Here is a 25,250-nt window from a genome sequence, read left to right as displayed (position 1 = left end):
ATATCTTGCTAAACCAATTAAACAGCGGGTAGGATTTCTTACTAATTAAATGTTATCTGGTATTATTCTGGTAAACCAATTTTAAAATTTTATTTCTGGTAACCAGTAACCGCTATACCCGATCCCCAATCTGTACCATTAAAGCTACTTTTACAGGCACCTTTCTAATTTACAGGAGCCCCAACTTTAGCCAAGGCTCCAACACATATTTAAAAATATATTAAAAAATACATATTTAAATATTTGAATATTAAATATCCTTTTTCTATTTTTGGTAAAGAAAGTTTAGTAGGTACGGAAAGCGCTGGCTGAACTGCCACATTGGGCTAAACCCAGCATAACACCTTTCACCGGCACCACAGGCGGCCAGTTATATTAAGTTATTATGAATCAGAAACTAACATCAGTTGTATTTGTAACCCATAACCGAAAAGAGCTGCTGCAGCAAGCGATTCTGGCTATAAAAAGCCAATCTGTACCCGTAGAAGTTATTGTAATGGACGATGCTTCTACCGACGGCACCGCTGAAATGGTGCTAGCCCACTTTCCCGAGGTTATTTATTCCCGTTCGGATATAATTCTGGGGCCTTCTTACCAACGGAATGAAGGCGCTAAAAGAGCGACTTCTGATGTTATTGTTTTTTTAGATGATGATACCGTCGTGCAAAACAGGTTTACCATTGCCGATACCCTCCGGGATTTTGATAAGCTTGATATTGGTGCTGTTGCCATGCCGTTTATTAATATTCTGCAGAACAATAAAATACAAACTGGCGCCCCCGACAACAACGAAGCTTACTTGCTGCACTCATTTGTAGCCGCTGCCTTTGCCATAAAACGCGATTTATTTTTACAGCTAGGTGGTTTTAGAGCCGAATATTTTTACATGGGCGAAGAAGGCGACCTGTGCATCCGGTTGTTAGCTGCCGGTTATTATATTAAAGCCGGTACGGCTTGCCCGGCCCACCACTACCAACCCGCTAACCGCGTTTCTTACCGCGCCGATTATTACGGCCGTCGTAACGATATATTTTTCTTATACCTCAACTCGCCCCGCAAATACTTGTGGCCCAATATTGCCGGCACTATTCTCAAAGGTTTATTCTGGGGCGTAAAAGTGGGTCGGGTAAAAAATATGTGCGCGGGCATTGCCGCCGGTTTGGCAGCCTTATGCCGTCCCGAGTACCGTAACCTGAAAAACCCGGTAGAGCATAGCGTATTTCTAAAATTTAATTACCTCAAAAAGAAAGAGCCATTGCCTTTCAGCCGCTTGTTCTAAAATAAAATTTATTACTCTCGGTCAAGGTTCTGGCATACTTTCGGGCTTCAAACTATCTATAATATTTAATATTTACCTGGTGATGCTCTTGGGTTATCGCCGCTTTATTTTACCAGAATGCAAACCCCAAAACCAAAACTCCGATACCTGGAATTAGACGCCTTAAGAGGTATTGCTGCCTTGTTCGTAGTATTTTTTCATTTTACTATTTACCGCCCGGAAGCTAATTACGGCTTTGGTCTGGGCGTTACCGGCGTCGATTTATTTTTTATTATCAGTGGGTTTGTAATATTGCTTACCTTAGAAAAAACTAAAAGCTGGCAGGATTTTGCCGTTAGCCGTTTTTCGCGTTTATATCCAACTTACTGGGCCTGCGCTGCTTTTACTGCCTTGTTAATTTTTGTTTGGCATATCTGGCTCGGTAAAGAAAAAATGTACATCCAGTGGCTCGATAACCAAGATTCCGCCGCGGGTTTGCTCGGTCAGTTTCTGGCTAACCTTACCATGTTTCAGCATTATTTAAGGGTACCTGACCTCGACGGCCCGTACTGGACCATGCTTATTGAAATGCTGTTTTACTTTTATATGGCAGGTATATTTGTAAGTAAAAAGTTAAAGCAAGTCGAAAATATTGGTACCATTACCTTGGTGCCCATTATTATATACAGCTTGCCTTTTTTTGCCAATAACTTTGCGCTGGCGCATAAAATTCTGGAGAAAGCTCTACCTCTCATTAATTATTTTCCGCTGTTTTTAGCCGGCATTATTTTTTACAAAATTAAATTCGAAGGGCCTACGGTACGCCGGTACCTACTAATTGTTATCTGTTACCTGAGCCAATTATCTTTATTCGACGATGGCAGCAAATCTGATATTTACCTGGCATTTACCCCGTATAGTTACATGCTTACCTTCTACTTTATCTTATTCATGCTGTATGTAAATAATTTTTTAGGATTCATCGTAAATCGCGTTACCTTATTTTTAGGCGAGGTATCTTTTAGTTTGTACCTGATTCACCAATATATTAGCATTGCTATTGTTTTGCCGGTGCTGATGCAGGAATTTAACTTAAACTTCTGGCTGGCTTCGGCTATTACGCTGGGCGTAGCTTTAATATTAGCTACCCTGGTAAACCATTTTATCGAAAAGCCCGCTATGAACTATATTCGTCGTAAATACAAGCGCAACTCTAAAGCTACAGACAAAGCTGTACCCCAATTGGCTTATAACAGTTAAGTTGGGTTTAAAAAAGCTAAACCCCGGCGGGTTGACTGTGCTGCTGTCACAGATAACCCGCCGGGGTTTTTACATTATATGCTTTATATGAATGCTAGCTTGTGAATGGCAGGTGCCAGTTGCTTACAACATTAACGGAATGGGTTGCAGTACTTCTCTGCGTAAAACCACTCCGGATTTTAATTTTGGTTTTCTTGCTTTTACTACCGGATAACACAGGAATTTATCTTTTAGCGCTGCTTCATCAAAATCCGGATTTTCTGCTACATCTATCGCGTAAAAATCCTCCGTTTCTTTATGCTGCACCGGAAAAAACCTTGTCAGATCTAATTTCAAAAATAAATCCTGCCCCTTTTTCATTTTTAGAAAAGCTTAAAATTTATTTAAATTCAAAGTTCTGCTTAAGCCGTTTAGCTTAAAACTTAACCCTACTATCCATTTAAATTTTCAGAAAAGTTAAAGCCTATATTTTTAAACAAACTATTAGTTCTTAAAATAGTACTCATTTTTTCTTTCTACCAAAATACAAGTTTAACCTATTCGTGGTTCTATATATTTCCAAAATTGCGTATAAGTACCTGAAATTTAAGTATCTACCCGTATACGTAAGATTATCTTTAACATTTATCAGCATTTTTTCAGCGAATGAATAGAAATAAAAAAGTTAGCGCACTTTACTCTTTAACTAAATATTCATACTCCGGGTGCTTTTGCAGGTAATTTTGCATATATGGGCATAGTGGCACCAGCTTCAACTTTTGGTCGGCAATATATTCTAATACAAATTTCGATAATGCTGCAGCTATTCCGCGACCTTCCAGTTCTTTGGGTACTTCGGTGTGCAGCACCGTTATTACGTGTGGCCGCAATTTATAATGTACAAAAGCAGTTTTGCCATCTATGGTAGTTTCAAACCGCTGATTTTCCGGGTTATTGATAATTTCTAACTCCACTATATTCAGGCTTAGCTTAAAGGCATTATTCAAATATGGTTCCTTTGGTAAATATTTGCCGGGCCAAGTTAATTTCTTGGGGCAGAATGGTATGGGGCCGACCTTTATAAATTTTTTTCGTTACGGCAGCGCCCATCTCTTCCATAATTCTTTCGGTTTCGTTTACCCGGCTTACCGGTACGTGCGGGTCAGGGTCGCCGGTAGTTATTAATACGGGTGTATTATTAAAATTACCCTGGTAATTGGTGTTATCGAGTTGCTGCCCGATTAAGCCGCCCGTAAACAATAGCAAACCGCCGTACGGTTGGGCATGCCGCGTAGCATATTCTGAGGCAAGACAAGCCCCCTGCGAGAATCCCAATAAATATATTTGTTCGCTGCGAATACCTTGTTCCTGAATCTTTTTAATTACTTCGTCCAGTACGGCTAACGCCGAATCTAAGGCTGGTTGGTTATGGGCTGCTGGCGCCATAAAGCTGTAGGGGTACCAGCTGTGGTTGGTAGCCTGCGGTGCAAAAAGCGTAAAATCAGCCACCGGCAAGTTATTTGCCAACGACAAAATGCTTTCGGCGGTGGCGCCCCGGCCGTGTACCATCACTAAAGCCTTTCGGGTTTCGGTTAAAGGCTGCCCTTGGGTAATTACTTTTTTTTGATGGGTGTACATAAATCAGGTTTTAGTTATTAGGGGTAACTTTTTAAGTTTAATAATAAGATTAAGCTTTTTCTTTTAGCGTAACGAAAATGGATTTCCGGACGGCGGACAATAAATTGCGGGTTCGGTGGCCTTTGCCGGTAGTATCTTCTACTAGCAAAATATCGCCGGCTTTAAATATTTGTTTCTCGCCCAAAGAAGTTTGAATTTCTATTTCGCCGTCGAGCAAAATAATATATTGTCGGGCCGGTGCCCGATGAAAGTCATAGTCATAAGTCGGCAGCACCTTCCTAAAAATAATACTTTCTACGGCTTCGGGCTCCGACAAAAAGCCAATATCGCCGGCTGCAGCCAAAGGTTTGCTAATATTTTCGAAATGGCTTTCACCGTTTTCGTCGGCGAAAACGCGGGTAATACTAAATTCTTCCATAGTGGCAAACTGGTTATATTACTTTAAAAACAAGCCAGATTTCAACTTGTTAAAGCATCTTGCCGGCCCAAATACCGGCAAGTTTTGCTTAAATAGTTTAATAATCCTTCGCAGAAAACAATTTTATTTATTGCTTAATCCAGTTTAGGCAACACGGCTTCAATCTGGGCGCGGCGTGGTTCGTACTGTGGCGGCAGTAATAAACCAGAACCTAATTTATCCCAAGGTTCATCAATGCCGAAGCCCGGATTATCGGTAGCAATTTCGAATAACACGCCACCCGGCTCCCGGAAATACAGCGAGTAAAAATAATTACGATCGATTTTTTGCGTGATGCTATGGCCGGCCTGGGCCACTTTCTGTTGGAACTGCATCAGCACGTCTTCGTTTTTTACCCGGAAAGCAATGTGGTGATTGGTACCAGCCCCGCCAATACCACGCGCTTCGTTTGGTAACTGCACCAAATCTACAATGCCCGCCGAATCAACAGCATCGGTAATGTAGCGGTAGCGGTTACCACTTTGTTCCAGCAACTGGTAACCAAAAATATCGGTCAGGATAGCGGCCGTAGCCGCAATATCTTTCAGGGTTAAGGTAACGCCGTGAAATCCTTTGATGGCTACCTCGGCTTTTATTTCATCAGTTTCCCAAGGCACCCGGTTATCGGCATTTTTGGGCACTACCAATTCCAGCTTTAAACCGTCCGGGTCAAGGAAAGTTAAATACGGCTCGCCAAATTTTTCGGAAGGCTTGTTGTAAATAACGTTATACTTTTCGAACCGGTTAATCCAGAAATCGAAACTGTTGGCGGGCACGGCATAAGCAATATTTGTAGCCATACCAGTACCGGCGCTGCCCCGGCGGGCGCCTTCGTACGGAAAAAACGTTAAAATAGTGCCCGCGCTACCTTTTTTATCACCATAATATAAATGGTAAGTACCCGGGTCGTCGAAGTTAACGGTTTTTTTCAGCAGCCGCAGGCCCAATACTTTGGTATAAAAATCTAAATTTTTTTTGGCCATACCGGCTATTGCCGTAATATGATGCAGGCCTAATATGTTGTTTTCCATGATTTCCAGATTTATATTTTATCAATTTTGTTTTACAAGCTGAACTTCAGCCTGAATTTTAATCTCGTTGCTTACTACTACGCTGCCGGCTTCGGTAACGGCATTCCAGGTTAAGCCAAATTCTTTGCGGCTGATTTTGCCAGTTACGGTAAAGCCGGCTTTGGTTTGGCCATAAGGGTCTACCACAATGCCGCCAAACTCAACCTTAACAGTTACGGGTTTAGTAATGCCCCTAATAGTTAAATCGCCGTGTAACTTATAATCACTGCCACCTACATTTTCGTACTTTCTGCCTTCAAACCGCAGTTTGCCGTGGTTTTCAGCATCAAAGAAGTCAGCCGATTTTAAATGGGTATCGCGCTGGTCGTTATTGGTGTTAATAGAGTTTACATCGGCGGTAAACACGACGCTTTCGGCGCTGGTAAACTGGTCATCGGCCGTTTCGGCTTCTACGGTAAATTGCTGAAAATACCCGGTTACGGTGGTAATCATCAGGTGTTTAACTTTAAACTGAACTTCGCTGTGTGTGGGATCTGCTACCCATTTTATAGTTGCCATAATATTTATTTCTTTTTGGTTTTACGTTCTATTTAATTTTCAATTCAAATGTACATACATTTAATGTATATACATATATTATTCCAAAAAAGTTTAAAATAATTTTTTATTCGTTTAAATCAGACTTGAATGCCGTTAACTACCGGCAAACCAAAGCGGTGCTTCGGGCTTATATACCCCACACATATTCTGGTAATACCGAAATAGAAATTTTATCGCCGCTTGTAAATTGGTTAGTATGGGTTTTTACCTTAATTATTGCATTCTCCGCCTCTATTTCGAGTTCATAGTAAGAGCCAAAAAATATTGCCTGGGTTATTTTTGCCGGCAGGCCTACTCCCCCATTTTCGGAAATCTGAATATGCTCCGGGCGAACTAAGATATTTTGCTTTGCGGTTGGCAGGTCTGTTAACCCGGTGAGCGGCAAAGTTAAAGCAGCGGGTAATAAATTGTAGTCGCCGAATAACGAAGCTACATATTCATTAGTAGGCCGGTAATAAATTTCTTGGGGCGAGCCTTGTTGTATTAATTGCCCGTCTTTCATTACCAGAATATCATCGGCCCACGATAAGGTATCCAGCGGGTCGTGCGAAATTAAGACCAGGGTAATGCCTAATTTTTCGCCAATATTCCGGATAACTTTTTTTAAGATTTGTTTATGGCCAATATCCAGGTTCGAAAAAGGCTCATCTAGTAATAACAATTTAGGCGCAGTTAATAATAATTTAGCCAGGGCAATGCGTTGACGTTCGCCGCCCGATAGTTGGTTGGTTTGCCGGGGCAGCAAATAATCGATGTGGCAAACCTGGTACAAGGTACTGGCTTCGGTGGCCGATAATTTATTGGCGTAACTTAAAACCTGCTCTACCCGCAAAAAAGGCGGCAATTCAAACTGCTGCGATAAATACGCAATGCCCGGATGGCCTGGCACCAAGGTTTCGGCCGGTCCCCATACTTTTTTGCCCTGGAACCGCACTTCGCCGGTATCGGGCTGCACCAGGCCCGCAATAATTTGCAGCAAAGTACTTTTGCCCGAACCAGTTTCGCCGGCAACGGCAATTTTTTGCAGCGGTTGCTGGGTAAAGCTAATTTCTTTTAAAGCAAAACTTCTTTCTTCGCGAATACTGATTTGGGATACGGTTAATAAACTCATAGGCAGCCGAAAGTAGTAATTGTGTTTTTACCGGCGCCGAATTTACCTAAATCTGCCCAAATGCAGTTATAAATAATTTATCTGTTCTGTATCCGGCATAGCAGTTTACTTTCTTCGAGAAAGAAAACGAATAGAAGGCTTTCCTAAATTTGCCAGGCAGGCATAAAGCAAACGGGTAAGAAGTAAGGCGGCAATTGCTTGGGGTTAAACTTTAAGGCGGTAATATTTTCTGCCGGCAACAGCAGTTCTACCCCGGAAGCCAAAAGCACCAGATTTGAGCTATTTTGCCAATATAAATATTGCTTAAAGCTGTTTTTTTAGTGCTATCCTCTACTTTGAATAAATTTTACTTTAACTTGCTAGCTATCAATTATTCGCATTTTAGAATATTTTATTAACCAATAATTATCTTAAAACTATGAACATTACCTTAGACCAAGCAAAAAACGCCATTAAGGCCGCCATGGCAAAAGCCGACGAATTAGGCGTAAAAATGAATATTGCCGTGGTAGATTCCGGCGCAAACCTTACGGCTTTTGCCCGCATGGACGGCGCTTGGCTGGGCTCCGTGGATATTTCCATTAAAAAAGCCCGTACTGCCCGCTTCTTTGATATGAACACCGGCGAAATAGGCAACCTCTCGCAACCCGGTGGCTCTTTGTATAATATTGAACACTCCAACAACGGCCTGATTACTTTTCCGGGCGGCATTCCCATCCGTGCTGGTTCCGGTGAAATTATAGGTGCCATTGGCGTTTCCGGCAGTACCGTAGAAGATGACCACGCGGTGGCCGAAGCCGGTATAAAGGCAATCAGCTAAATAATTACCTACAAAACCAACTGCACCTTCAGCGCAAATAATAGAACTTTGAGTCGAAAGGCCTGCGCCGCTAATTTATAATTAGAAACCGGCAAAGAAGCTTGAGTTAAGTCTTCTTTGCCGGTCTGAGCGCTTTTGCCAGGTACATTTCATTACTTAATTAATTATGCTAATGCTCCTTAACGATATTCCATAAATAATCTGGTCTTGCTGTTTATCTTTTGAAAGATTCCATCTTTCAATGCTGGGGTGCTAACTGTTAGTTGCTGTTTAAGTTTGCTCAAGGCCGCGAGGCCCCGTTTGGTCATTCGGGCTGCTCATCTTTCCTTTCCTCCTCCGTCGGAATGCTGCGCACCGGAAACCCAGAAGAGCATCTTCCAGAAGGCCCTCATCGCCCAAACTGATGTAGTTTGCTCCGTAGCTACGGCTTTTCTATAAATCATTATTAAAGATTAAACCTTACCAACAAAGCAAATCCGCACCTTTCCGGTTCGGCCGAACACCTTTCCTAATTTAGGGAAGGTGCCCGGAGGGCGGAAGGGTTAATCTGCCTTAGAAGAAAAACCGCACCGGCACAAGCTAAACAGGACGAAAAAGTACCACTCAATACCAAAGAACTCTGAATGCACAACAAAGAACCTTGATTTTAAAATAATGCCATAACAACCTTCCTATGGAATATTGATTATAGGAATTGGTATTACCTAAACGCGGTGGCTAGCTCTAGCAGGGCAAAAATATTTACTTAAACCAGTGCCAGCACACCTTAATTACTTAGCTGGTAGTTCATAAAGACTTACGTTTACATCTAAGCCATTGTACGTAAGTAACTCCTTGCCCATGCCCGAAAATTTATGCTGTAGCTTAACACCATCTACCAAATCGGCATAATAATAAGCTGGGGTACCTACTATTTCCCCTATTTTATTGGCGTAAAACTTATTATATACTACCCAAACTCTTTTATTCTTTTTTAGCCTGTCAAAATCAGGTTCTAACTTACGGAAATACTCTTCTGTACTCCCCGACTGATAACGCACATCTTTTCCTATGATGGCACTATATTTTAAGTTGCAGAAATCTTTGTAAAACTTATAAGTATGTTGGGCATTCCAGTAAATATAAACTACATCGCCGGGCTGGAAATGTTCGTTAATATACAGAAAAGCTTCGCGATGGTAAGCCTTTTTGTAGCCCCCAAATAAATGCGGGTTTATAACCTGATTAACAGAACTTATTAGGGGAATAACAAATAATAAAAATGGCAGACTATATAGTACCGTTTTGCGCGCCGGTAAAAGAGAAAGTAAGTAAGTTACCCCCGCAGCAATAAAAAGCACGAACAGCGGCGCCAGAAACACAACCAGCCTTTCGTAAAAAGGATAAATTTTGAGCCCGGATGCCAGGAGTGTTAAAAACAACGGCAGCAGCAGCACCCACAATAATTTTTGGTTTTGTTTATAAAAGGCCAATACGCCGGCTCCTAAAAATAAAAGCGGCAAAACCGGCAATCTGGCAACAAAATTTAGTATTGGGTTATGGAGGTGCGGTGCTTGCCATAATAACCCTAAAGGATAAAAAAGCATTTTGTATAAAGTACTGCCAAACCATTCTAAATCGGCCAGAGAAGTTGGCGGCAATGGCATAAAACCACCTTCATTCTGAAACCAGATTACCAACCACTCCGAATTGGCGTGTTCGTTGGTAAACAAGTAATAATTAAGGGCAAAACTGAGTAGCCAGATAATGCCGGTAGCTACGGTGCGGAAAAGCGCCCGCCAGTTTTTTTGGCTTAGGTAATAAATACCCATACCGCCAGCCATGCCGGCTAAAATAAATATAGCCGCATACGAAAACCAAATAAGAACAGCACCCCAACAACCCCACCACAAAGCAGCTTTTATATGTTGCCTGTAATGGTATTGGTTATACAAGTGCAGGGCTATAATGGTGGCCAGCAACTCTGTGCTGTATTGCTTTATTTCTACGGCATGGTAAACCAGTGGTGGCGCCAAAGCCAATATACCCACTGCCACTGCTACCCCCACGGGCTTAAGCAATTTCCGGCAAACCGATACAAACAAGAACAAAGACGCTATACCCGCCAATAATGGTACCAGGCGCAGCGCCATTTCGTGTTTACCCAAAATTACTACACAAAGCCGTACCAGCCACAAAAATCCAATAGGCGCTTTTTGTTCGTAATCCAGAGCCGGCGCGGTTAATTCCCAGAAACTCATCCGGGTTAGGCTGCTGGCCAGGTAAATTTCATCAACCCATAAAGATCGATTATCCAGAAAATGAAAAAGGCGTAAGCCAACGCCAAGAGCTAACCAAATTAGTACCAGGTATTTCCATTTACCCAACCAGGCATAAATTTTACTTTGCATGTATCGCACCAATGGTTCCTTTTATTCTCTTCCGGAACGGATAACGCGCGTATTTCTTGCCCTAAGTAATATTAAATTTATATTACTAAATCAGTAAATATTTAAAATTCAGTTAATTAACAGAAATATAAAGGCTGTTAAGTTCAGGCAAATACGGGGCTGTAGTTGCTGTTACGGCAATAAAGGAGCACAATAATTAAGGCAATAAGTACGTGCTGTGCCTGTAAATATAATAGGTTATAAATATGGGGTAAGTGGGTAACAAGCCACCGGGTTAAGCCGCTAATAATAAAAAAAACGCAATAAGCTTTAGGACTTAGACTTGAATTTCAAGGTAAGTTTAGATTTCTGCAGGGTAATGTAATCTAGTAAAGCATAAATAAAAATTACAATGCTTACCATTTCCAAGGACTCTTCAATGGTAGTAAATAGGTTGTAAACTAAATTCCTGCCGTAAAACTTTTCAATATAACCTTCTATTAATTCGCATCCAATCGCCCCAGAAACAAAAAGAAATCCTGCTAAAAAAAATAAATTCCTGGTTTTTACGGGTAAGGCCAGTACAAAACGGAAACAGTATACCACTACGCCTAAAAATAAAACAGAATACGGTATAACCCAGGCATAATACAGAAAACCAGGTAAATCAGGCACCCTGCTCCGGATAGTTAGAATTATTTCTTCGTGAATTTGCGTGGCTTCATCAAAGCACAGAAAAACGAAAATACAGCCTAATACAAACCAAAACCTTTTATTATTTCTGCTGGCCGTATTTTCAGAAATTCTGCGAATATAAAAAATAAGGCCGGCCGCAGCTAACAGATTTATAGCCGATATAAAAGAAGGAAAGTTGGCTTCGTTATTAAAATTAAAGTATTTATCTAATAAAATAACCACCCGATTGCTCTCCGGAATAGTAAAATTTAAGGTAAGCGCAACCACATGGGCAATAAACAATAACAAAATTATTAGAAGAAGAAATTTAGCAACTGCCTTCGGCGTTAAACTATACTTATCTTTTTTAGTTGCTTTAGCGGTATCTAAATCTGAAGCACTAATTAAATGAACCGAATCGAGTAAATTATTCTTCATACACAGGCACATTAAAATAATATGAATTTAAAAAATTTATTCTAATAAAAAATAAAAAATTCATATTTTACAAATATAGCTAATTAAATATATTTATTAACTATAAACAGGATTTTAATTTAGAAGTAGCTTAATACTAAGTTGGCTAAAGGTATATTACTATATAAAAGTATATAACCCTGCTTACCAAAACAACTTTTTCTGTTATTCCAAAGCTTTTCGGCGGTGTAGTTATTGGTACATTTACTTAAAACAACCTAACAACAGACATTTTGTTACAAGCATAAAATTATGCCTTTCAGCAGCTTATAACCAACATAACAACTTTCGCATAAGCAGGCTAATAACTTTAAACAGAATAAATATTATTTAAAACACTTCAGGTTTACAGTTAATATTTAACTTTTGAATGAAGCTAAAATTGCCATTACTATTCGCCCATATAAATTTAAAATAAATGCTGCTGTTCCGGCAAAAACCAACCAATGCCAATTATTATATAGGCAATAATTGACTAAATATTTAACTACAGGCATTTCTATTAAATATTGTGAACCCCACGCCGTTAATATTCGTTTTGTTCTCTTTGCCTGTAAGTACCCAAAATGAATCGAAAACAACATATAATTATAATACTGATTTTAGGAGCGCTTTCTACTATCAGCCCTTTTTCTATTGACATGTATTTGCCGGGCTTTCCGGCCATTGCCGCCGACCTGAATACAACCATTGATCAGGTGCAGTTATCGCTTACCAGTTACCTGATTGGCATTGCGGCCGGTCAGTTGTTGTATGGACCGCTGCTAGATAGGTTTGGACGTAAACGGCCGCTTTACGCCGGAATGGCTTTGTATATTTTATCTTCGTTAGGTTGTGCTTTAACCACCTCTGCCGAAACCTTAATATTAATGCGCTTTTTACAAGCAATTGGCGGCTGTGCCGGTATGGTAGCTGCCATGGCGCTGGTGCGCGATTTATTTCCGGTAACCGAAACGGCTAAGGTATTATCGCTGCTAACACTAGTAATCGCGGTTTCGCCAATGATAGCACCTACCTTGGGCGCTTATGTGACTGCTACGGCAGGCTGGCACTACGTTTTTATAATATTGGCGGTTATTGCGGCTTTAATTGTGGTGGGCATTTATACCGCTTTGCCCAACGGCGTTCAGCCGGATACTTCTTTATCGTTGCGACCCAAAGCCGTATTAACTAACTTTTACAGTGTCATAAAAAATCCGCAGTTCCTAACGTATACCTTGGCGGGCGGCATTGGCTCAGCGGCCCCTTTTGCCTACATTGCCGGTTCGCCGGATGTTTTCCTGAATATTTATAAAGTAAGCGAACAGGAATACGGTTGGATATTTGCTTTTCTGGCGGCAGCCATGATTGGTTCTACCCAGGTTAATACCTTGTTGCTGCGGCGTTTTACGAGCGAACAATTAATAAAAGTTGCTTTAACCGGCCAAACCATTATTGGCACTTTACTGGTTATAGGAACCATAGGCGGGTGGTACCAGCAATACAGCTTAATTCTGCTGCTTTTTTTGTTTTTATGCGGACAAGGTTTAAACGTACCGAACGCCTCGGCATTATCGCTGGCGCCATTTGCTAAACAAGCCGGTAGCGCCTCGGCATTAATGGGCAGTACCCGTATGGGTATGGGCGCGCTGGCATCGGCAACGGTAAGCTTTTTACACAATGGCACTACCCTGCCCATGGTTGGAGTAATGGCTTTTTGTGTTATTGCGGGCTTAATAATATTGCTAATTGGCCTTAAGCTTTCTGCTGCTGCTCCCGAAATAGTGGCCCAGATTGGTCCGCCGGAAATTAAAGAAGCAACGGCTTTAGGCGAAGTAAAATTATAAAGTAAGCGCCGGAAATTAATCTAGTTTAGTTTCTGCTGAACTCAACTAATTTAATTTCCGGCCCTAATTACTAATTAATTAAATGCCTTTCCGGTTAAGTTTTTCATCGTGGAGGTTATCCAGAGAAATAGCCTTTGCCTTCCAGAGAAGGTATTTGGTAATTTGGAGTACATAATAGCCGGCTATTGTACCAATGGTATTGTACATTAAATCATCTACATCGGCAATGCCCAGCGTAAACACAAATTGAATTACCTCGGCCAAAAAGCTGATTAAAAACCCGGATATTGCTACTTTTTTTAAGGTATTTAATTTATTAAAAACCAGCGGCGCTAGAAATCCCCAGGGCATTAACAGCACCAGGTTACCCAATACGTTCATTAAAAATATATCCCGAAATTCGCCACCGTGCGGGGTGTACCGGTACGTGAAATATTTTTTAAACATATCAAACGTACTGTGAAATGGCACGATATGGTCATCTGGATTAACAAAATAGGTGTCCCGGTCGGTGGTACCTACCTGAAAAAAAAGCACCCAAACAAGCGCTATTAAATAAAGGCACAAACTTACGGCAAAGAAAAACTTAAGCTGGTAATTACTTAATCCGGAATTAATCATTTTACTTACTTATAATATTTTCAGGCATTTGCCGGTGCTACCCTTTAAAATACCTGGCTGAAACAAAGCTGCCCGTAACCTTACCGGCAACAGTTGGCGCTGCTTTAAACCAAAACAGTTTAGTACTTATTATTTGGCTGCTTGGTTTTATTTTTTTACTGCTGATGCGGGTTAAAGTTGTGGCTGCGCGGGCCCAGCACGGTTTAGATTATACCTGCCCTATTCGCCCAAAAACCTGCTATTTTTAATAAACAGCCTATATTTTGCTGGCCAACAAAGGCATTGCTAAGCTTTTATGGTTTCGGGGAAGGCTTTGCGTTTAATTAACCCGAATATAACGGAGATAGAAGGCAATAAAACTTTTTCGGAATACAGAATATTGAAGGCTTTGTTTAATACCTGCCAGTTTTCTTTTTTTACCAGCCGCGGAATAACTTTTAAAATAACCTTTACGCAATCAGCCGCTTTTCTTTTAATTAAGGCATCTATATCAATTTCAGAAAAATCGAGCTTATAAAGGTTTTGCTTTTTAATGCCTTTGTAGAAATAATAATCTTCGAAATAATTGCTTAGGTTTTTCATTACCGAGGCCGTAGTCTGATTTTCGTGCACCCGGAAATAAGAAAGCGCTTCGGGAATAATGTAGCAATCTCCTACCGATAGTTGCCGCAGCCACATATCCCAATCGGTTAGGTAAGTAAATTCTGAACGGAAACCGCCTACAACTGGTAAGTTAGCCCGCCGGAACATAACCGAAGTAGGTTCACCTATCCAGTTTACATCGTTAAGCGAGTGGTAAGCAACCGTTTTACCTTTTTGCAGGTGCGTAAGCGGCAATTGCCAAATATAATTTTTGAATCCAAATATTGCCCGGTTAGACGTAACCAAGGCCACATTCGGGTATTGGTCCATAACTTGCACGTATTGTGCTAATAAAGCCGGATGAAATTTATCATCGGAACACAAATATTTAATGTATTCGCCCTGCGCATATTCCAAGCACTTATTAAAATTACCTACCAGCCCAATATTGGTTTTATTTTTATAGTAGGTAATCCGCTTGTCGCTTAAATAGGCAGCAATTACTTGTTCACTGTTATCGGTCGAGCAGTTATCTACAATTATTAATTCAAAATCAGTGTAGGTCTGATTTAATACACTTTGTATTGCTTCATCCAGAAAATGAGCTGAATTGTAGGTTGGGATTAAAACCGATACTTTGGGCGAAACACGCATTATTTTTTCTTATTATTTATAATATAAATAACATACTGTATAACTAAATTAATAAAAATCAATTTAAATATATAGTATATAGTTTAATTTATTAGCCGTTAAATTAAAACACCCTAATACTGGCCTGGTAAGAGCCTAATGGTAAGTTTATTAAATTAGCCGGTGCTCTTTACCCGGAGCAATATTTTACCACTTTTGGCATAAATATTAGCAACAGCTTTCCAGGCCATAAATTATTGGCTATTTTTTTCCTGTAAATTTTTAATAAAGCAGTTATTACCGTTTGTTTGCTTTTAGGTTATTAGCAAGCGCTTATTTTGGCAGCAGGTTGCGGCCGTAAAGCAACCCTTTAAGCTTTAATTTTAAACCATTGACAGGCTCTTCTATTTACTGCCGGCAATTACTTTGTAACCAGGGCCCAGGCTTTGTCTTTATCCGAAAGGATGGGGTTCTTTTCCAGCCAATTAATATTTAACGCCGGATCGTTCCACAATAATCCGCCTTCGGTACTTACATTATAGTCGTTGTCGGCCAGGTACAGCATAACGGTGTTATTGGTTAAGGTAAGGTAACCGGTAGCAAAACCGCGGGGTATAGCAACGGCTCTTTTGGGGTTATCGAGTACTACCGTGCTGGCTTGCAGATAAGTCGGCGAATCGGGTCTGACATCGACAAAAGCTACTTGTGCTGCCCCGTTTATTACCCGGAATACTTTAGACTCGGCATTATCGCCGTGCTGAAAATGCAAGCCCCGCAAAGTATGTTTCTCGGCGGAGGTTACATAATTAATCTGCTTTACCGTGTAATCGCTTAAAAAGCTGTTATCGGTATTAAATACTTTTAAAAATACTCCGCGTTCGTCTTCGAAATAATGCGATTCGAATAAAAAAGCACCGCCGGGAAATAGATCTAATTTTTTCATAACAAGCTAAAACGGTATTGGTAAATACTGTGGTTGCTTTACTGTCATCAGCAAACTAACTAGGATTTATACAGCAATTTCGTTCTAATATTTAGTAAGGTTAATTAATGTATCAGGTTGCTCGTGCCTTATTTCACACCGGGTAAAACAGCAGGAATTCTATCCTAAACTGACAAATCCGGCTTAAATTATTACCCATAAACCAGGCCGCACCGCTTTTGTAAAAAATTATTTGTAGCTGATGCAGCCTGGTAGTTATATGGCAATTATTTCAGGCAAAATCTTCAATAGAACGGGGTTAAGCCCGTTCTATAATTAAAGAATATTACCCTTCGATTAAGCAGTCAGGGTATCGGCTACCGGGGCGCTGGGCAATTCGGCAAAAGCGTAGCGGAAATCGAACAAACGTTTGCTGGTAATTAAAGCTTTGTTTTGCTTAAACTCGGCCCAACTGGTTAATAATACCAGTTCGTCGGCTTGTTCTACCAATTCGGGCAGGGTATCTACGTAAGTAATGGGTAAGTTATATTCTTTCGCAAATACTTCGTTGGCCATTGGGTCGTAAGCCAGAATTTCGGTGTAGCCTTTTTCCAGTAATTTCTCGATGATGAATTTACTTGGGCTCAGGCGCACATCGTCGGAACCGCTTTTGAAGGCTAAACCCAGAATACCAATTTTCCTGCTGGTTGGTACCACTGCCGCAATTTTATCGGCCACAAAATCTTTAATTTCTTCGTTAATCTGCAGGTTGCCTTCCAATATTTTTGGCATAAAACCGTGCTCCTGGGCAATGCTGCTGAGGGCAGCGGTATCTTTAGGCAGGCAGTAACCACCGTAACCGCAACCTGGGTATACGTAGCTGGCCATAGCCGCCGGCTGACCGCTCCAGCGCTTGTCCTGGTGCAAAATTTTAAAAGCACCCGGCACATCAATATCACCAATATGCTCGGCAATCATAGCCATCTCGTTCGAGAAGCTGATGAGCGTAGAAAGCAGCGTATTAGATAAATATTTAATAAACTCAGCAGAGTTGTAAGTAACGTAATGTACCGGTGCGTTGAAAGGCAGATACAACTGGTTCAGAATTTCTTTCGAACGCTCGTCTTCTACCCCAATTACCACGCGATCCGGGTTCATAAAATCGTCCCAGGCGTAACCTTCGCGCAAAAACTCCGGGTTAGAAGCCAAGCCGATTGGTTTGTTGTATTGGCTGTTTAACTCGTCTACGTAAGGTTTAACTTTTTTAGAAACCGTAGAAGGCGGAACGGTAGATTTGGTTACGATTACCTTAAAATCGCCCTGGCTTACTTCAAAAATGCTTTTAACGGCGTCTAACAAGTAAGTTAAGTTTGCGCTGCCATCGGGGTTGCCCGGCGTACCCACGCAAATAATAACGGCTTTGCTGTCGTTAACGGCCTCAGCCAAAGAAGCATCTACAATAAAATTCTGGCCCAGTTCGTCGCGCAATACTTCATCTAAGTGCGGTTCGTAAAACGGCACTTCGTATTTTTTAATGCTGTTTACCCGCTCCTGGTTTACATCAATTCCGTAAACTTTGAAGCCTTTTTTGCTGAAGCCTAAAGCGGTAGTTAAGCCAACAAATCCTAATCCTAATACTGTGATCATACTAATTTACCGTTGTTAATGTGCAAAAATTCTAAGTAACGCTTAATACCGTCTTCAACCAGCACGGCTGGGCTATAATTTAAGATCGTTCTGGCTTTGGTAATATCCGGACAGCGGCGGTTCGGGTTATCGGTTAAATATTCTTTATCAGCGGATTGGCTGAAAGAAATCTGGCCCTGGTAATCGAAAATTTCTTTACCGTTGCGGTTGAATATTTCGGCAAACTCGCGCACCGATAATTCCGGGTTGTCCATGCCAATATTAAATACATCAAACTCGCCGTGCAGCAACACTTTTAAATAACCGTTAATGGCATCGGAAATGTAGCAGAAAGTACGGGTTGGGGTACCATCCGATAATATTTCTAAGTCACGTCCTTCAATTACAGCTTTGGCAAAATCAGCGGGCAGGCGTTTATCGTTGATGTTCATTCCAGGACCGTAGTTGTTAAATGGCCGCGCAATGCCGATTGGCATGTTGTATTTCTGGGCGAACAGGTAGCAAAGGGTTTCGCCGAAACGCTTGGCTTCGTCGTAACAAGCCCGTGGCCCGATTGAGGCTACGTTACCGCGGTAATCTTCTTTGGTCGGAATAAATTCCGGGAACGGATCGCCGTAAATTTCGCTGCTGGAGAAGAACAGGAAGCCTCTTAATTGCTTTTCGGCATAAAAATCAAGTAAACGACGCAAGCCGGTAATATTGGCATCTACGGTTTCAATCGGATAAATCCGGTAGAAAGTAGGCGAAGCAATAGAAGCCATGTGAATCACAATATCGGCTTCGGCGGCACCCGGTACGTTTTCTACCGAATCGGTGATAACGTTAAATTCATAAAGTTTTATCAGGTCCGGATTGCTGTCTACTAAATTATCTAACCAATCTTTGGTGCCGGTCAGGAAGTTTTCGAGGGCGATAATTTGCTTAATCTGCAGTTCTTCGGCAAAATGCGAAAAGAAGTGCATGAAATAATAGCCCAGGAAACCACCGCACCCGGTTAACAGAATAGTGGAATTCCGCAGCTTGTCCTTTTCAGGCCCCGATAGCTTTTCGTAAATAGCTACCATGTCTTCTTGCAGGATCCGGTTATCGGTTCCGGCTTTTGTAGTTTGTATCATTTTTAAAGTGCTAATTTTTAATGTGCTGTTTTGTGAGTGGGATTCTGTTTTTGAGAATATTAACGGATAAGATATAGTCGCTTTAAAACCGCAACCAATTACCCGTTAAATTTTCAGAAAAAACATGGCCCTAAATAAAGTTTATGTTAAATGTTAAGCTTCTACGGTTTTGGCCTGATATTCTGGGAAAAATAATTGGGTTTGTTCGCGGTATAAGCGCTGTACCAGGTTATCGGCCGGCAATTCTATATCGTCGAAGGTAATTACATCGTCGCGCGATAAATCGCGTTTCAGGGTAGCGCCTTCTGCTAAACCAACCGGCAATAAATTTTCCTGGCGCGCGGTAGTGGCATTTTCGCATTGGCCATAAGTATCGTAACCGCCTAAACCATCCAGTACTTTACCGGCTTTTAGATCGGTTTTGGCAAAGGTTACTACTTCTACTACCGGACCAGCAATTGGCGCCATAATAATATCCTGGAACAATACCATGCGGGCAATTGAAATCGGAATTTCGAAGTAAATCAGGTGATACGGGGTATAGAAGCTATAAAGCGGACCAGGACCTAATTTGCCGTACTCTAAATAATGCTTGGTTTTAGGGTCGTCGGTAGTAGCAAACACGAATACGCCGGGTCCGGGTTTCGGACCAACTACGTAATCTACCACGCCGCCTTTACTTTTTAAATCTTCTATATCGTACATGGTTACCATGTCGTCGATGTGGCCGTTGTAGTTCAGGCCAATCATGCCGCGTTTGGCAACACCCATGCCGGTAGCATTGGCTACGCAGGCCTGCTCGATAGATATTTTAGTACCGTCGGCAAACTGGGTTACCATTTCGGGAGTAAGTTGCCAGCGGGCGGCAAAACTAGCCTGGGTAGTGGGGTTGCGGTAAAAATCCTGCAAGCCTTTAATATTACCGCAAATCAGCGGCGTTAAACCCAATCCTTTTACAAACCGGAATAAATTCATAATTACACCCGGCTGGTCACCGTCGGCGCCGCTCAGCATTACACTGGCTTTATCGGCGTAAACTTTCAAAATTGGTCCTACCAACGCATCAACCTCGGGGTTAAACAGCAATACGTGCTTTTTGTTTTCGATGGCTTTCATTACCAAGTTAGCCGCATAATGCACGGTACCGGTACATTCTACCAATAAATCAAGCCCTTCGAGTTCGCACAGCAGTTCGCCGTTTTCGGTTACGGCTAAACCGCCCGCCGAAACAACGGCCTGCAAATCGGCTAAATTATCGCAAACCTGGGCCGTATGGCCGGTATATTCGTAAGCTTCCTGGGCTTTGCTTAAGGTACGGTTGGCAATAACAGCAATCTCCATACCGGGGGTATAGCGCATTACCTGGTTTACCAGCCCTTTGGCCATTTCGCCGGCACCCCACAACCCTACCCGGATTGGCTTGCCTGCTTTTTCGCGTTCCTGTAAATATTTATCTACTATTATCATTCTATAAAGCGTTAATGCGTATGGTTAGGAAATGTATATTTTGTATGCGTAACTTCTAAATAATTTAAACTTAACTAAAGCTGTAGCCGCGTTTAATAGCCCGTAATGGTTTTTAAAATTACTTTCTCCGAAAAAGCAATAGAAACCCCTTGCCTCAGCAACGACCAATTTTTCTTTTGCTTGAGCTTTGGAATAAGCCGGTAAATAGCTCGCCCGCATTTAAAAGCCTTTTTCTTAATTAAGCTGTCAACATCAAGCTCCTGAAAATTCACTTTGTAGTCGTTCTGCTTTTTAATGGCTTTAAACAAGTAATATTCCTCAAACAAGTTCGATGAATTCTGCATAACCAATGCTGTTACCTGGTTGGCATGCAGCCTAAAGTAAGACAACACTTCCGGAATCATGTAGCAGTCGCCGGTGGTTAATAACCGCAACCACATATCCCAATCCGGGAAATATTTATAATCGGTTTTAAATAAGCCAACTTGTAAGCCCGACCGCCGGAACATAACGGTTGTGGGTTCGCCTATCCAGTTCCAATCCTGCAACGACCGGTATATTATTTCTTTACCCGAACGCAACCCCGTAAAAGGCGGCAGTTCCGGCTTAAAGCGGGTTTCCCCAAAATATTCGCGGTAAGAACTCACTAGCGCTACCTGCGGATTTTGCTCCATTACCGCCACAAACTTTTTAAGTAAGTCGGGGTGAAATTTATCGTCGGAGCATAAATATTTTAGGTAAGTACCCTGGGCGTATTCGAGGCATTTATTCCAGTTACCTACCATGCCCAGGTTGGTAGTATTTTTATAATAACAAACCCGCGCATCCTGCAGGTAAGGCTTTACTACGGCTTCGGTATTATCCGTCGATTGATTATCAACAATTATTAATTCAAAATCCGTAAAAGTCTGATTTAAAACACTTTGAATGGTTTCATCCAGAAATTGCGCATTGTTATAAGTAGGCACTAAAACAGAAACAACAGGCATGTTTCTCATAATATTCAATTAAAACTTACTGGGCACTAAACAAATAAAAGCTTTTTAAAACGAACCGGTATATAGCCCGAAAATTCGTTTTTCAGGAAAACCAGCCACACAAAAATTCCAAACGCGACAGAAAGCATAAACGCCAGCAGAGTAAAATTAAGCCAGGTAACTTCTACCCCTTGCATAATATTATTACTTACAAAATAAGCAGCTACCCCCAACAAACTTATACCGGCCATGGGCAGCAAAATGGGTTTAAATAAATATTCGAGTAAGTTTATGCGCATAAATTTAATGGCGGTATAAGGAATAAACCACATGGAGGTGCAGAAACCCGCAATAATGGTAGCCACTAAAATGCCTATAATGCCAAATTGTTTTCCCAGGAAAATAGTTAAACCCAGGTTAACGCCGGCCTCTATAATCGAAACTACACTAAAACCTTTAACCAAACCGGCGCCATTGAGGCAAACGGCACTTACGTGCTGAATAGAATGCGTAACCATTAACACCAGCGTTAAAACCAGTACGGTATACCCGGCAAAGTTGCTTTCGCCTACCCACAATTTTATAAACCAATGATCCAGAATAAGCACCAGCCAGAAAGCCGAAATAATGCAGCATACCGTAATAAGCAATAATTTCTGGTGTACTTGCTTAAACTTATCGCCGCCTTCTTTAGACACAATCTCGACCATGGCCGGATACGCGTTATCGGTTATTTTAAAAACCAGGTTCATGCAAATTTCCGGTATTTTGGCCGTTAAGTAATAAATAGTTACGGTAGTAAGCGAAACAAACGAACCAATAAAAAAACGGTCGGTAAAAAATATAATCTGAACGGCAATGGCATTTAAAAACAGGAAAAAGCCAAAGCTAAACATTTGCCCAAGCAGCTCTTTATCGAAATACTTAGGCCGAATGCGAAGGTACCCGTAATATTTCCGGAGCAGGTAAAAAGTAACGACTATGCTAATAACCGTACTAATAATATTGGTGTAAACAAAAGACCACAACCCTTGCTCGAAATAAAGAAATATTACCGGCAGTATTAAGTTAAGTAACCCAATAATAAAACCGGTTGTATTGGATAACAACTGCCGCTGGTGCGCATAAAAAATACTGCTAAACACCTTTAACGGAAACTGCAACCCGATAAAAATACTTAAGGTAAAAGCAATACTCACGGCTACATCGCTCAACCGGGCATTCATTTCGAAAAATTGCGGCAAAAAGGGCGATAACGATATACCCGCCACAATTACCAGAATGCCTAATATAGAGTAAGTAAAAAAGCTGGTTGAAATAATTCGGTTAACAGAAGTTTGGGTAGCTTCATCTTCGCCGCGGCTGGTAGCCAGGTACCGGGCAACGGCACTACCCAGGCCAAAATCAAACATCGATAAATAACCTACTATCTGAAAAAGAATAGTAGATAAACCGTATTCTTCCTTATCTAAAAATTTTAAAATAAAAGGGGTAGTAACCATACCCAGCAACATGGAAATAACCATGAACAACTGAGAAGAAACGGAACCCCAGAAAGCAGATTTTACCCTGGACATTTTTATTTATTGTAAACTAATATTAAAGCTGTTACTAAAATTTAGTAACAGCTTTAATATTTTATGAAAAATAGAGCTGTTACGCTTCTTTTTGTTTAAAAGATTAACAAATTTATTGAAGATTAACATATCTATTTCTTTTTTTATGAAGAACTTTACTATTATGCTAAATCCGGAACGGCCATCCGTGGTTAACACTGCTTAGCTTTATTCCGGTTACTAATTAATGCCTGGCTAAACTTCTTCCTGCGGCAATAACTAAATCGTCTTTTGCTTAAATAATATATTAATTAATAAGAATTAGCTCTGGCCAACGAATCAGAAAAAATGCGGCTGTACCAAGGCGCTTTGCCGCTCTGCCACATTTCTTCCAGCACTACTTTGTCGCGCAGGGTATCCATTGGCTGCCAGAAACCGGTATGCCGGTAAGCCGATAATTCACCGTCGCGGGCCAAACCTTCCAGCGGTTCCCGTTCCCAGGTAGTATCGTCGCCATCGATATAATCTATTACGCCAGGCTCCAGCACAAAAAAGCCGCCGTTAATCCAGGGCATTTCGCCGCCGGTTGGCTTTTCCATAAAAGTATTAATGCGGGCATCGCTGTTGCCTAAGTTAAAAGTACCAAACCGGCCCGGCTGCTGCACGGCGGTTAACGTAGCCAACGTACCTTGCTCCTGGTGAAATTTAATAGAAGCCGTAATGTCAATATCGCTTAAGCCATCGCCGTAAGTTAAGCAGAAGGTTTCGTTACCAATATAATCTTTAACCCGCTTCAAACGGCCGCCGGTCATGGAGTTTTGCCCGGTATGCACCAAGGTAACTTTCCAGTCTTCGGTGTTATTCTTGTGCACTTCCATGCTGTTGGTGCGCATATCAAAGGTTACATCAGAATTGTAGAGCGCGTAATTGGCAAAATATTCTTTTATCATGTGCCCCTTGTAGCCACAGCAAATAATAAATTCGTTGATGCCGTAAGAAGAATAAATTTTCATGATATGCCACAATATGGGCTTACCACCTATTTCTACCATTGGTTTAGGCCGTATGCCGCTTTCTTCACTAATTCTGGTACCATAGCCACCGGCAAGTAATACTGCTTTCATCTGAATATTTATTTTTTTAGTAAGTGTTTGTTGCTGATTATTAATATTATAGAGCTGATTTAAATATTATTCTGAAGTAATCAGGTTTGCTTTTTCTTTTACCATTACCAGCTTACACAAAATATTTTCTGGTTGTTTAACAAATTTATAATAATATATCTGTGTTAAAGCCTAAAGTTTAAGAGCCTAAATATAGCGCATTTCTAATATTATATCCTAATAAAATTAAAAATATTTTTGTAAAAGCACTAATCCGGAAAGAAATTATACAACAATTAACAGAATCTTGCTAGTTTTTCATAATACAACGCGTTATACAGGCTTAACAACTGCAACGCCCAGCTAACTTTGCTTAAACGTAAAAAAACCTGCTAAACCCAAAAGCATTTAAAAAACCACGGTTTTAACTAACACTTCTTTACTGAATTCGTATGAAGCCTGCATCTTAAGATTTTCCTGCCGTTTACCTGATTTCTTGTACAATGGTTTAACTTTTAATAAATTAAATTATGCTAATATTTTAATTTATTAATAATCAGTAAATTAAATTTGTGCGTTCGTAGGCTGCCTTAAGAAATTACAGAAGCAACATCTATTCTGTTTGGTTAAAAATTTGGTTGCTACCGGTTGTTTAAAAAATTGCTACCCGCCAGTGAAACAAAAATTTATTTGATGCAGTAAAGGTAAGAAAATAAGATTTAAATATTTAAATATTAAAATTAATTAATATTTTTGGTTACAAATTTATATCTTTACATTTGTTGAAGAATTATAAGTAGAACCTATTTTATACTTTTTATAAAGAATCTTTTTTTCGGCGGCAAGTACTGATAAAATTTATTAATTAAGCGCAACAGATTACAAGCTGCCTACAGAACAAAGCAGTATAGATTATTACCCCAATGTAAGCCAGCATGCTTCGTTAAAGAATAATTTAAACAAGCTTAATATTTTTTGAGCCGATTAGCTTAATGTGAATTAAAGCATTAAAGTTAAAAGTAATTTAAAAGAACGTACTATAAAAAATTATATTAAGGTAAAAACGGGGAAAGAAGTGTAAATTTGAACTTGCAATTTATATGAGATTCTTTCCGCAATATTTTAA

Annotated in this window: 22 protein-coding genes; 4 read left to right on the top strand and 18 right to left on the bottom strand. The window is 40.7% G+C overall.

The window, feature by feature from the left end; genetic code table 11:
* Window positions 1–385 precede the first annotated feature (385 nt).
* Both F0145_RS04635 and F0145_RS04630 read left to right on the top strand, forming a co-directional pair.
* Window positions 386–1,279, top strand: coding sequence for a glycosyltransferase family 2 protein (locus tag F0145_RS04635; protein ID WP_150087129.1), 894 nt, complete (start codon window positions 386–388; stop codon window positions 1,277–1,279).
* 117 nt (window positions 1,280–1,396) lie between these two features.
* Window positions 1,397–2,518, top strand: coding sequence for an acyltransferase family protein (locus tag F0145_RS04630; RefSeq protein WP_150087128.1), 1,122 nt, complete (start codon window positions 1,397–1,399; stop codon window positions 2,516–2,518).
* Window positions 2,519–2,641: 123 nt separating this feature from the next.
* Here F0145_RS04630 and F0145_RS04625 read toward each other — a convergent pair whose 3' ends face one another.
* The 7 genes from F0145_RS04625 to F0145_RS04595 all read right to left on the bottom strand — a co-directional run bounded on the left by F0145_RS04625 (window position 2,642) and on the right by F0145_RS04595 (window position 7,334).
* A complete protein-coding gene (locus F0145_RS04625; RefSeq protein WP_150087127.1) occupies window positions 2,642–2,878 on the bottom strand; it encodes a hypothetical protein in 237 nt (78 codons plus the stop codon).
* A 314-nt stretch (window positions 2,879–3,192) separates the two neighbouring features.
* A complete protein-coding gene (locus tag F0145_RS04620; RefSeq protein ID WP_150087126.1) occupies window positions 3,193–3,471 on the bottom strand; it encodes a GNAT family N-acetyltransferase in 279 nt (92 codons plus the stop codon).
* 25 nt (window positions 3,472–3,496) lie between these two features.
* Window positions 3,497–4,135 (bottom strand): alpha/beta hydrolase, encoded by a 639-nt coding sequence (locus F0145_RS04615; RefSeq protein ID WP_150087125.1) that lies wholly within the window; start codon window positions 4,133–4,135, stop codon window positions 3,497–3,499.
* 49 nt (window positions 4,136–4,184) lie between these two features.
* A complete protein-coding gene (locus F0145_RS04610) occupies window positions 4,185–4,553 on the bottom strand; it encodes a cupin domain-containing protein (protein WP_150087124.1) in 369 nt (122 codons plus the stop codon).
* Window positions 4,554–4,687: 134 nt separating this feature from the next.
* Window positions 4,688–5,623, bottom strand: a complete 936-nt coding sequence (locus F0145_RS04605) for a ring-cleaving dioxygenase (RefSeq protein ID WP_150087123.1) — start codon at window positions 5,621–5,623, stop codon at window positions 4,688–4,690.
* 21 nt (window positions 5,624–5,644) lie between these two features.
* Window positions 5,645–6,181, bottom strand: a complete 537-nt coding sequence (locus F0145_RS04600; RefSeq protein ID WP_150087122.1) for a YceI family protein — start codon at window positions 6,179–6,181, stop codon at window positions 5,645–5,647.
* A 169-nt stretch (window positions 6,182–6,350) separates the two neighbouring features.
* A complete protein-coding gene (locus tag F0145_RS04595) occupies window positions 6,351–7,334 on the bottom strand; it encodes an ABC transporter ATP-binding protein (protein WP_150087121.1) in 984 nt (327 codons plus the stop codon).
* A gap of 418 nt (window positions 7,335–7,752) precedes the next feature.
* Here F0145_RS04595 and F0145_RS04590 point away from each other — a divergent pair, with 418 nt between their 5' ends.
* Entirely contained in the window at window positions 7,753–8,154 is a 402-nt protein-coding gene (locus F0145_RS04590; protein ID WP_150087120.1) for a GlcG/HbpS family heme-binding protein, read from the top strand.
* Window positions 8,155–8,924: 770 nt separating this feature from the next.
* Here the strand turns inward: F0145_RS04590 and F0145_RS04585 are convergent.
* On the bottom strand, window positions 8,925–10,544 hold the full coding sequence (locus F0145_RS04585) for a glycosyltransferase family 39 protein (RefSeq protein ID WP_150087119.1): 1,620 nt from the start codon (window positions 10,542–10,544) through the stop codon (window positions 8,925–8,927).
* A gap of 309 nt (window positions 10,545–10,853) precedes the next feature.
* Window positions 10,854–11,636 carry a multidrug transporter gene (locus F0145_RS04580; protein WP_150087118.1) on the bottom strand — a complete coding sequence of 261 codons (783 nt, stop codon included), beginning with the start codon at window positions 11,634–11,636 and terminating at the stop codon, window positions 10,854–10,856.
* A 605-nt stretch (window positions 11,637–12,241) separates the two neighbouring features.
* Between F0145_RS04580 and F0145_RS04575 the strand changes: the two genes are divergently transcribed.
* Window positions 12,242–13,501, top strand: coding sequence for a multidrug effflux MFS transporter (locus F0145_RS04575; RefSeq protein WP_150087117.1), 1,260 nt, complete (start codon window positions 12,242–12,244; stop codon window positions 13,499–13,501).
* A gap of 78 nt (window positions 13,502–13,579) precedes the next feature.
* On the opposite strand, the gene F0145_RS04570 is transcribed toward F0145_RS04575, so the two are convergent.
* From F0145_RS04570 to rfbF, 9 genes are all read right to left on the bottom strand, one after another.
* Window positions 13,580–14,122, bottom strand: coding sequence for a VanZ family protein (locus tag F0145_RS04570; protein ID WP_150087116.1), 543 nt, complete (start codon window positions 14,120–14,122; stop codon window positions 13,580–13,582).
* 285 nt (window positions 14,123–14,407) lie between these two features.
* Window positions 14,408–15,358, bottom strand: a complete 951-nt coding sequence (locus F0145_RS04565) for a glycosyltransferase family 2 protein (RefSeq protein WP_150087115.1) — start codon at window positions 15,356–15,358, stop codon at window positions 14,408–14,410.
* Window positions 15,359–15,758: 400 nt separating this feature from the next.
* Window positions 15,759–16,280: a dTDP-4-dehydrorhamnose 3,5-epimerase family protein gene (locus tag F0145_RS04560; protein ID WP_150087114.1), complete on the bottom strand. Its 522-nt coding sequence runs from the start codon at window positions 16,278–16,280 to the stop codon at window positions 15,759–15,761.
* A gap of 336 nt (window positions 16,281–16,616) precedes the next feature.
* The gene (locus tag F0145_RS04555) at window positions 16,617–17,906 is read right to left on the bottom strand and encodes a UDP-glucose dehydrogenase family protein (RefSeq protein WP_150087113.1); all 1,290 of its coding nucleotides are present in this window, start codon (window positions 17,904–17,906) and stop codon (window positions 16,617–16,619) included.
* Window positions 17,903–19,021 carry an NAD-dependent epimerase/dehydratase family protein gene (locus F0145_RS04550; protein ID WP_150087112.1) on the bottom strand — a complete coding sequence of 373 codons (1,119 nt, stop codon included), beginning with the start codon at window positions 19,019–19,021 and terminating at the stop codon, window positions 17,903–17,905. The genes F0145_RS04555 and F0145_RS04550 overlap by 4 nt, the downstream gene beginning before the upstream one ends.
* Window positions 19,022–19,174: 153 nt before the next feature.
* Window positions 19,175–20,488 (bottom strand): NAD(P)H-dependent oxidoreductase, encoded by a 1,314-nt coding sequence (locus tag F0145_RS04545; RefSeq protein ID WP_150087111.1) that lies wholly within the window; start codon window positions 20,486–20,488, stop codon window positions 19,175–19,177.
* Between the two features lie 92 nt (window positions 20,489–20,580).
* On the bottom strand, window positions 20,581–21,486 hold the full coding sequence (locus F0145_RS04540) for a glycosyltransferase family 2 protein (RefSeq protein ID WP_150087110.1): 906 nt from the start codon (window positions 21,484–21,486) through the stop codon (window positions 20,581–20,583).
* A gap of 26 nt (window positions 21,487–21,512) precedes the next feature.
* Window positions 21,513–23,042: an oligosaccharide flippase family protein gene (locus tag F0145_RS04535; protein WP_150087109.1), complete on the bottom strand. Its 1,530-nt coding sequence runs from the start codon at window positions 23,040–23,042 to the stop codon at window positions 21,513–21,515.
* A gap of 290 nt (window positions 23,043–23,332) precedes the next feature.
* The gene (gene rfbF / locus F0145_RS04530) at window positions 23,333–24,145 is read right to left on the bottom strand and encodes a glucose-1-phosphate cytidylyltransferase (protein ID WP_150087108.1); all 813 of its coding nucleotides are present in this window, start codon (window positions 24,143–24,145) and stop codon (window positions 23,333–23,335) included.
* Window positions 24,146–25,250: the final 1,105 nt, after the last annotated feature.

The sequence above is a fragment of the Adhaeribacter rhizoryzae genome, assembly GCF_008629685.1.
Taxonomy (GTDB): domain Bacteria; phylum Bacteroidota; class Bacteroidia; order Cytophagales; family Hymenobacteraceae; genus Adhaeribacter; species Adhaeribacter rhizoryzae.
Note: the sequence above shows the minus strand (reverse complement) of the source record. Positions and strands in the feature narration are given on the sequence as shown.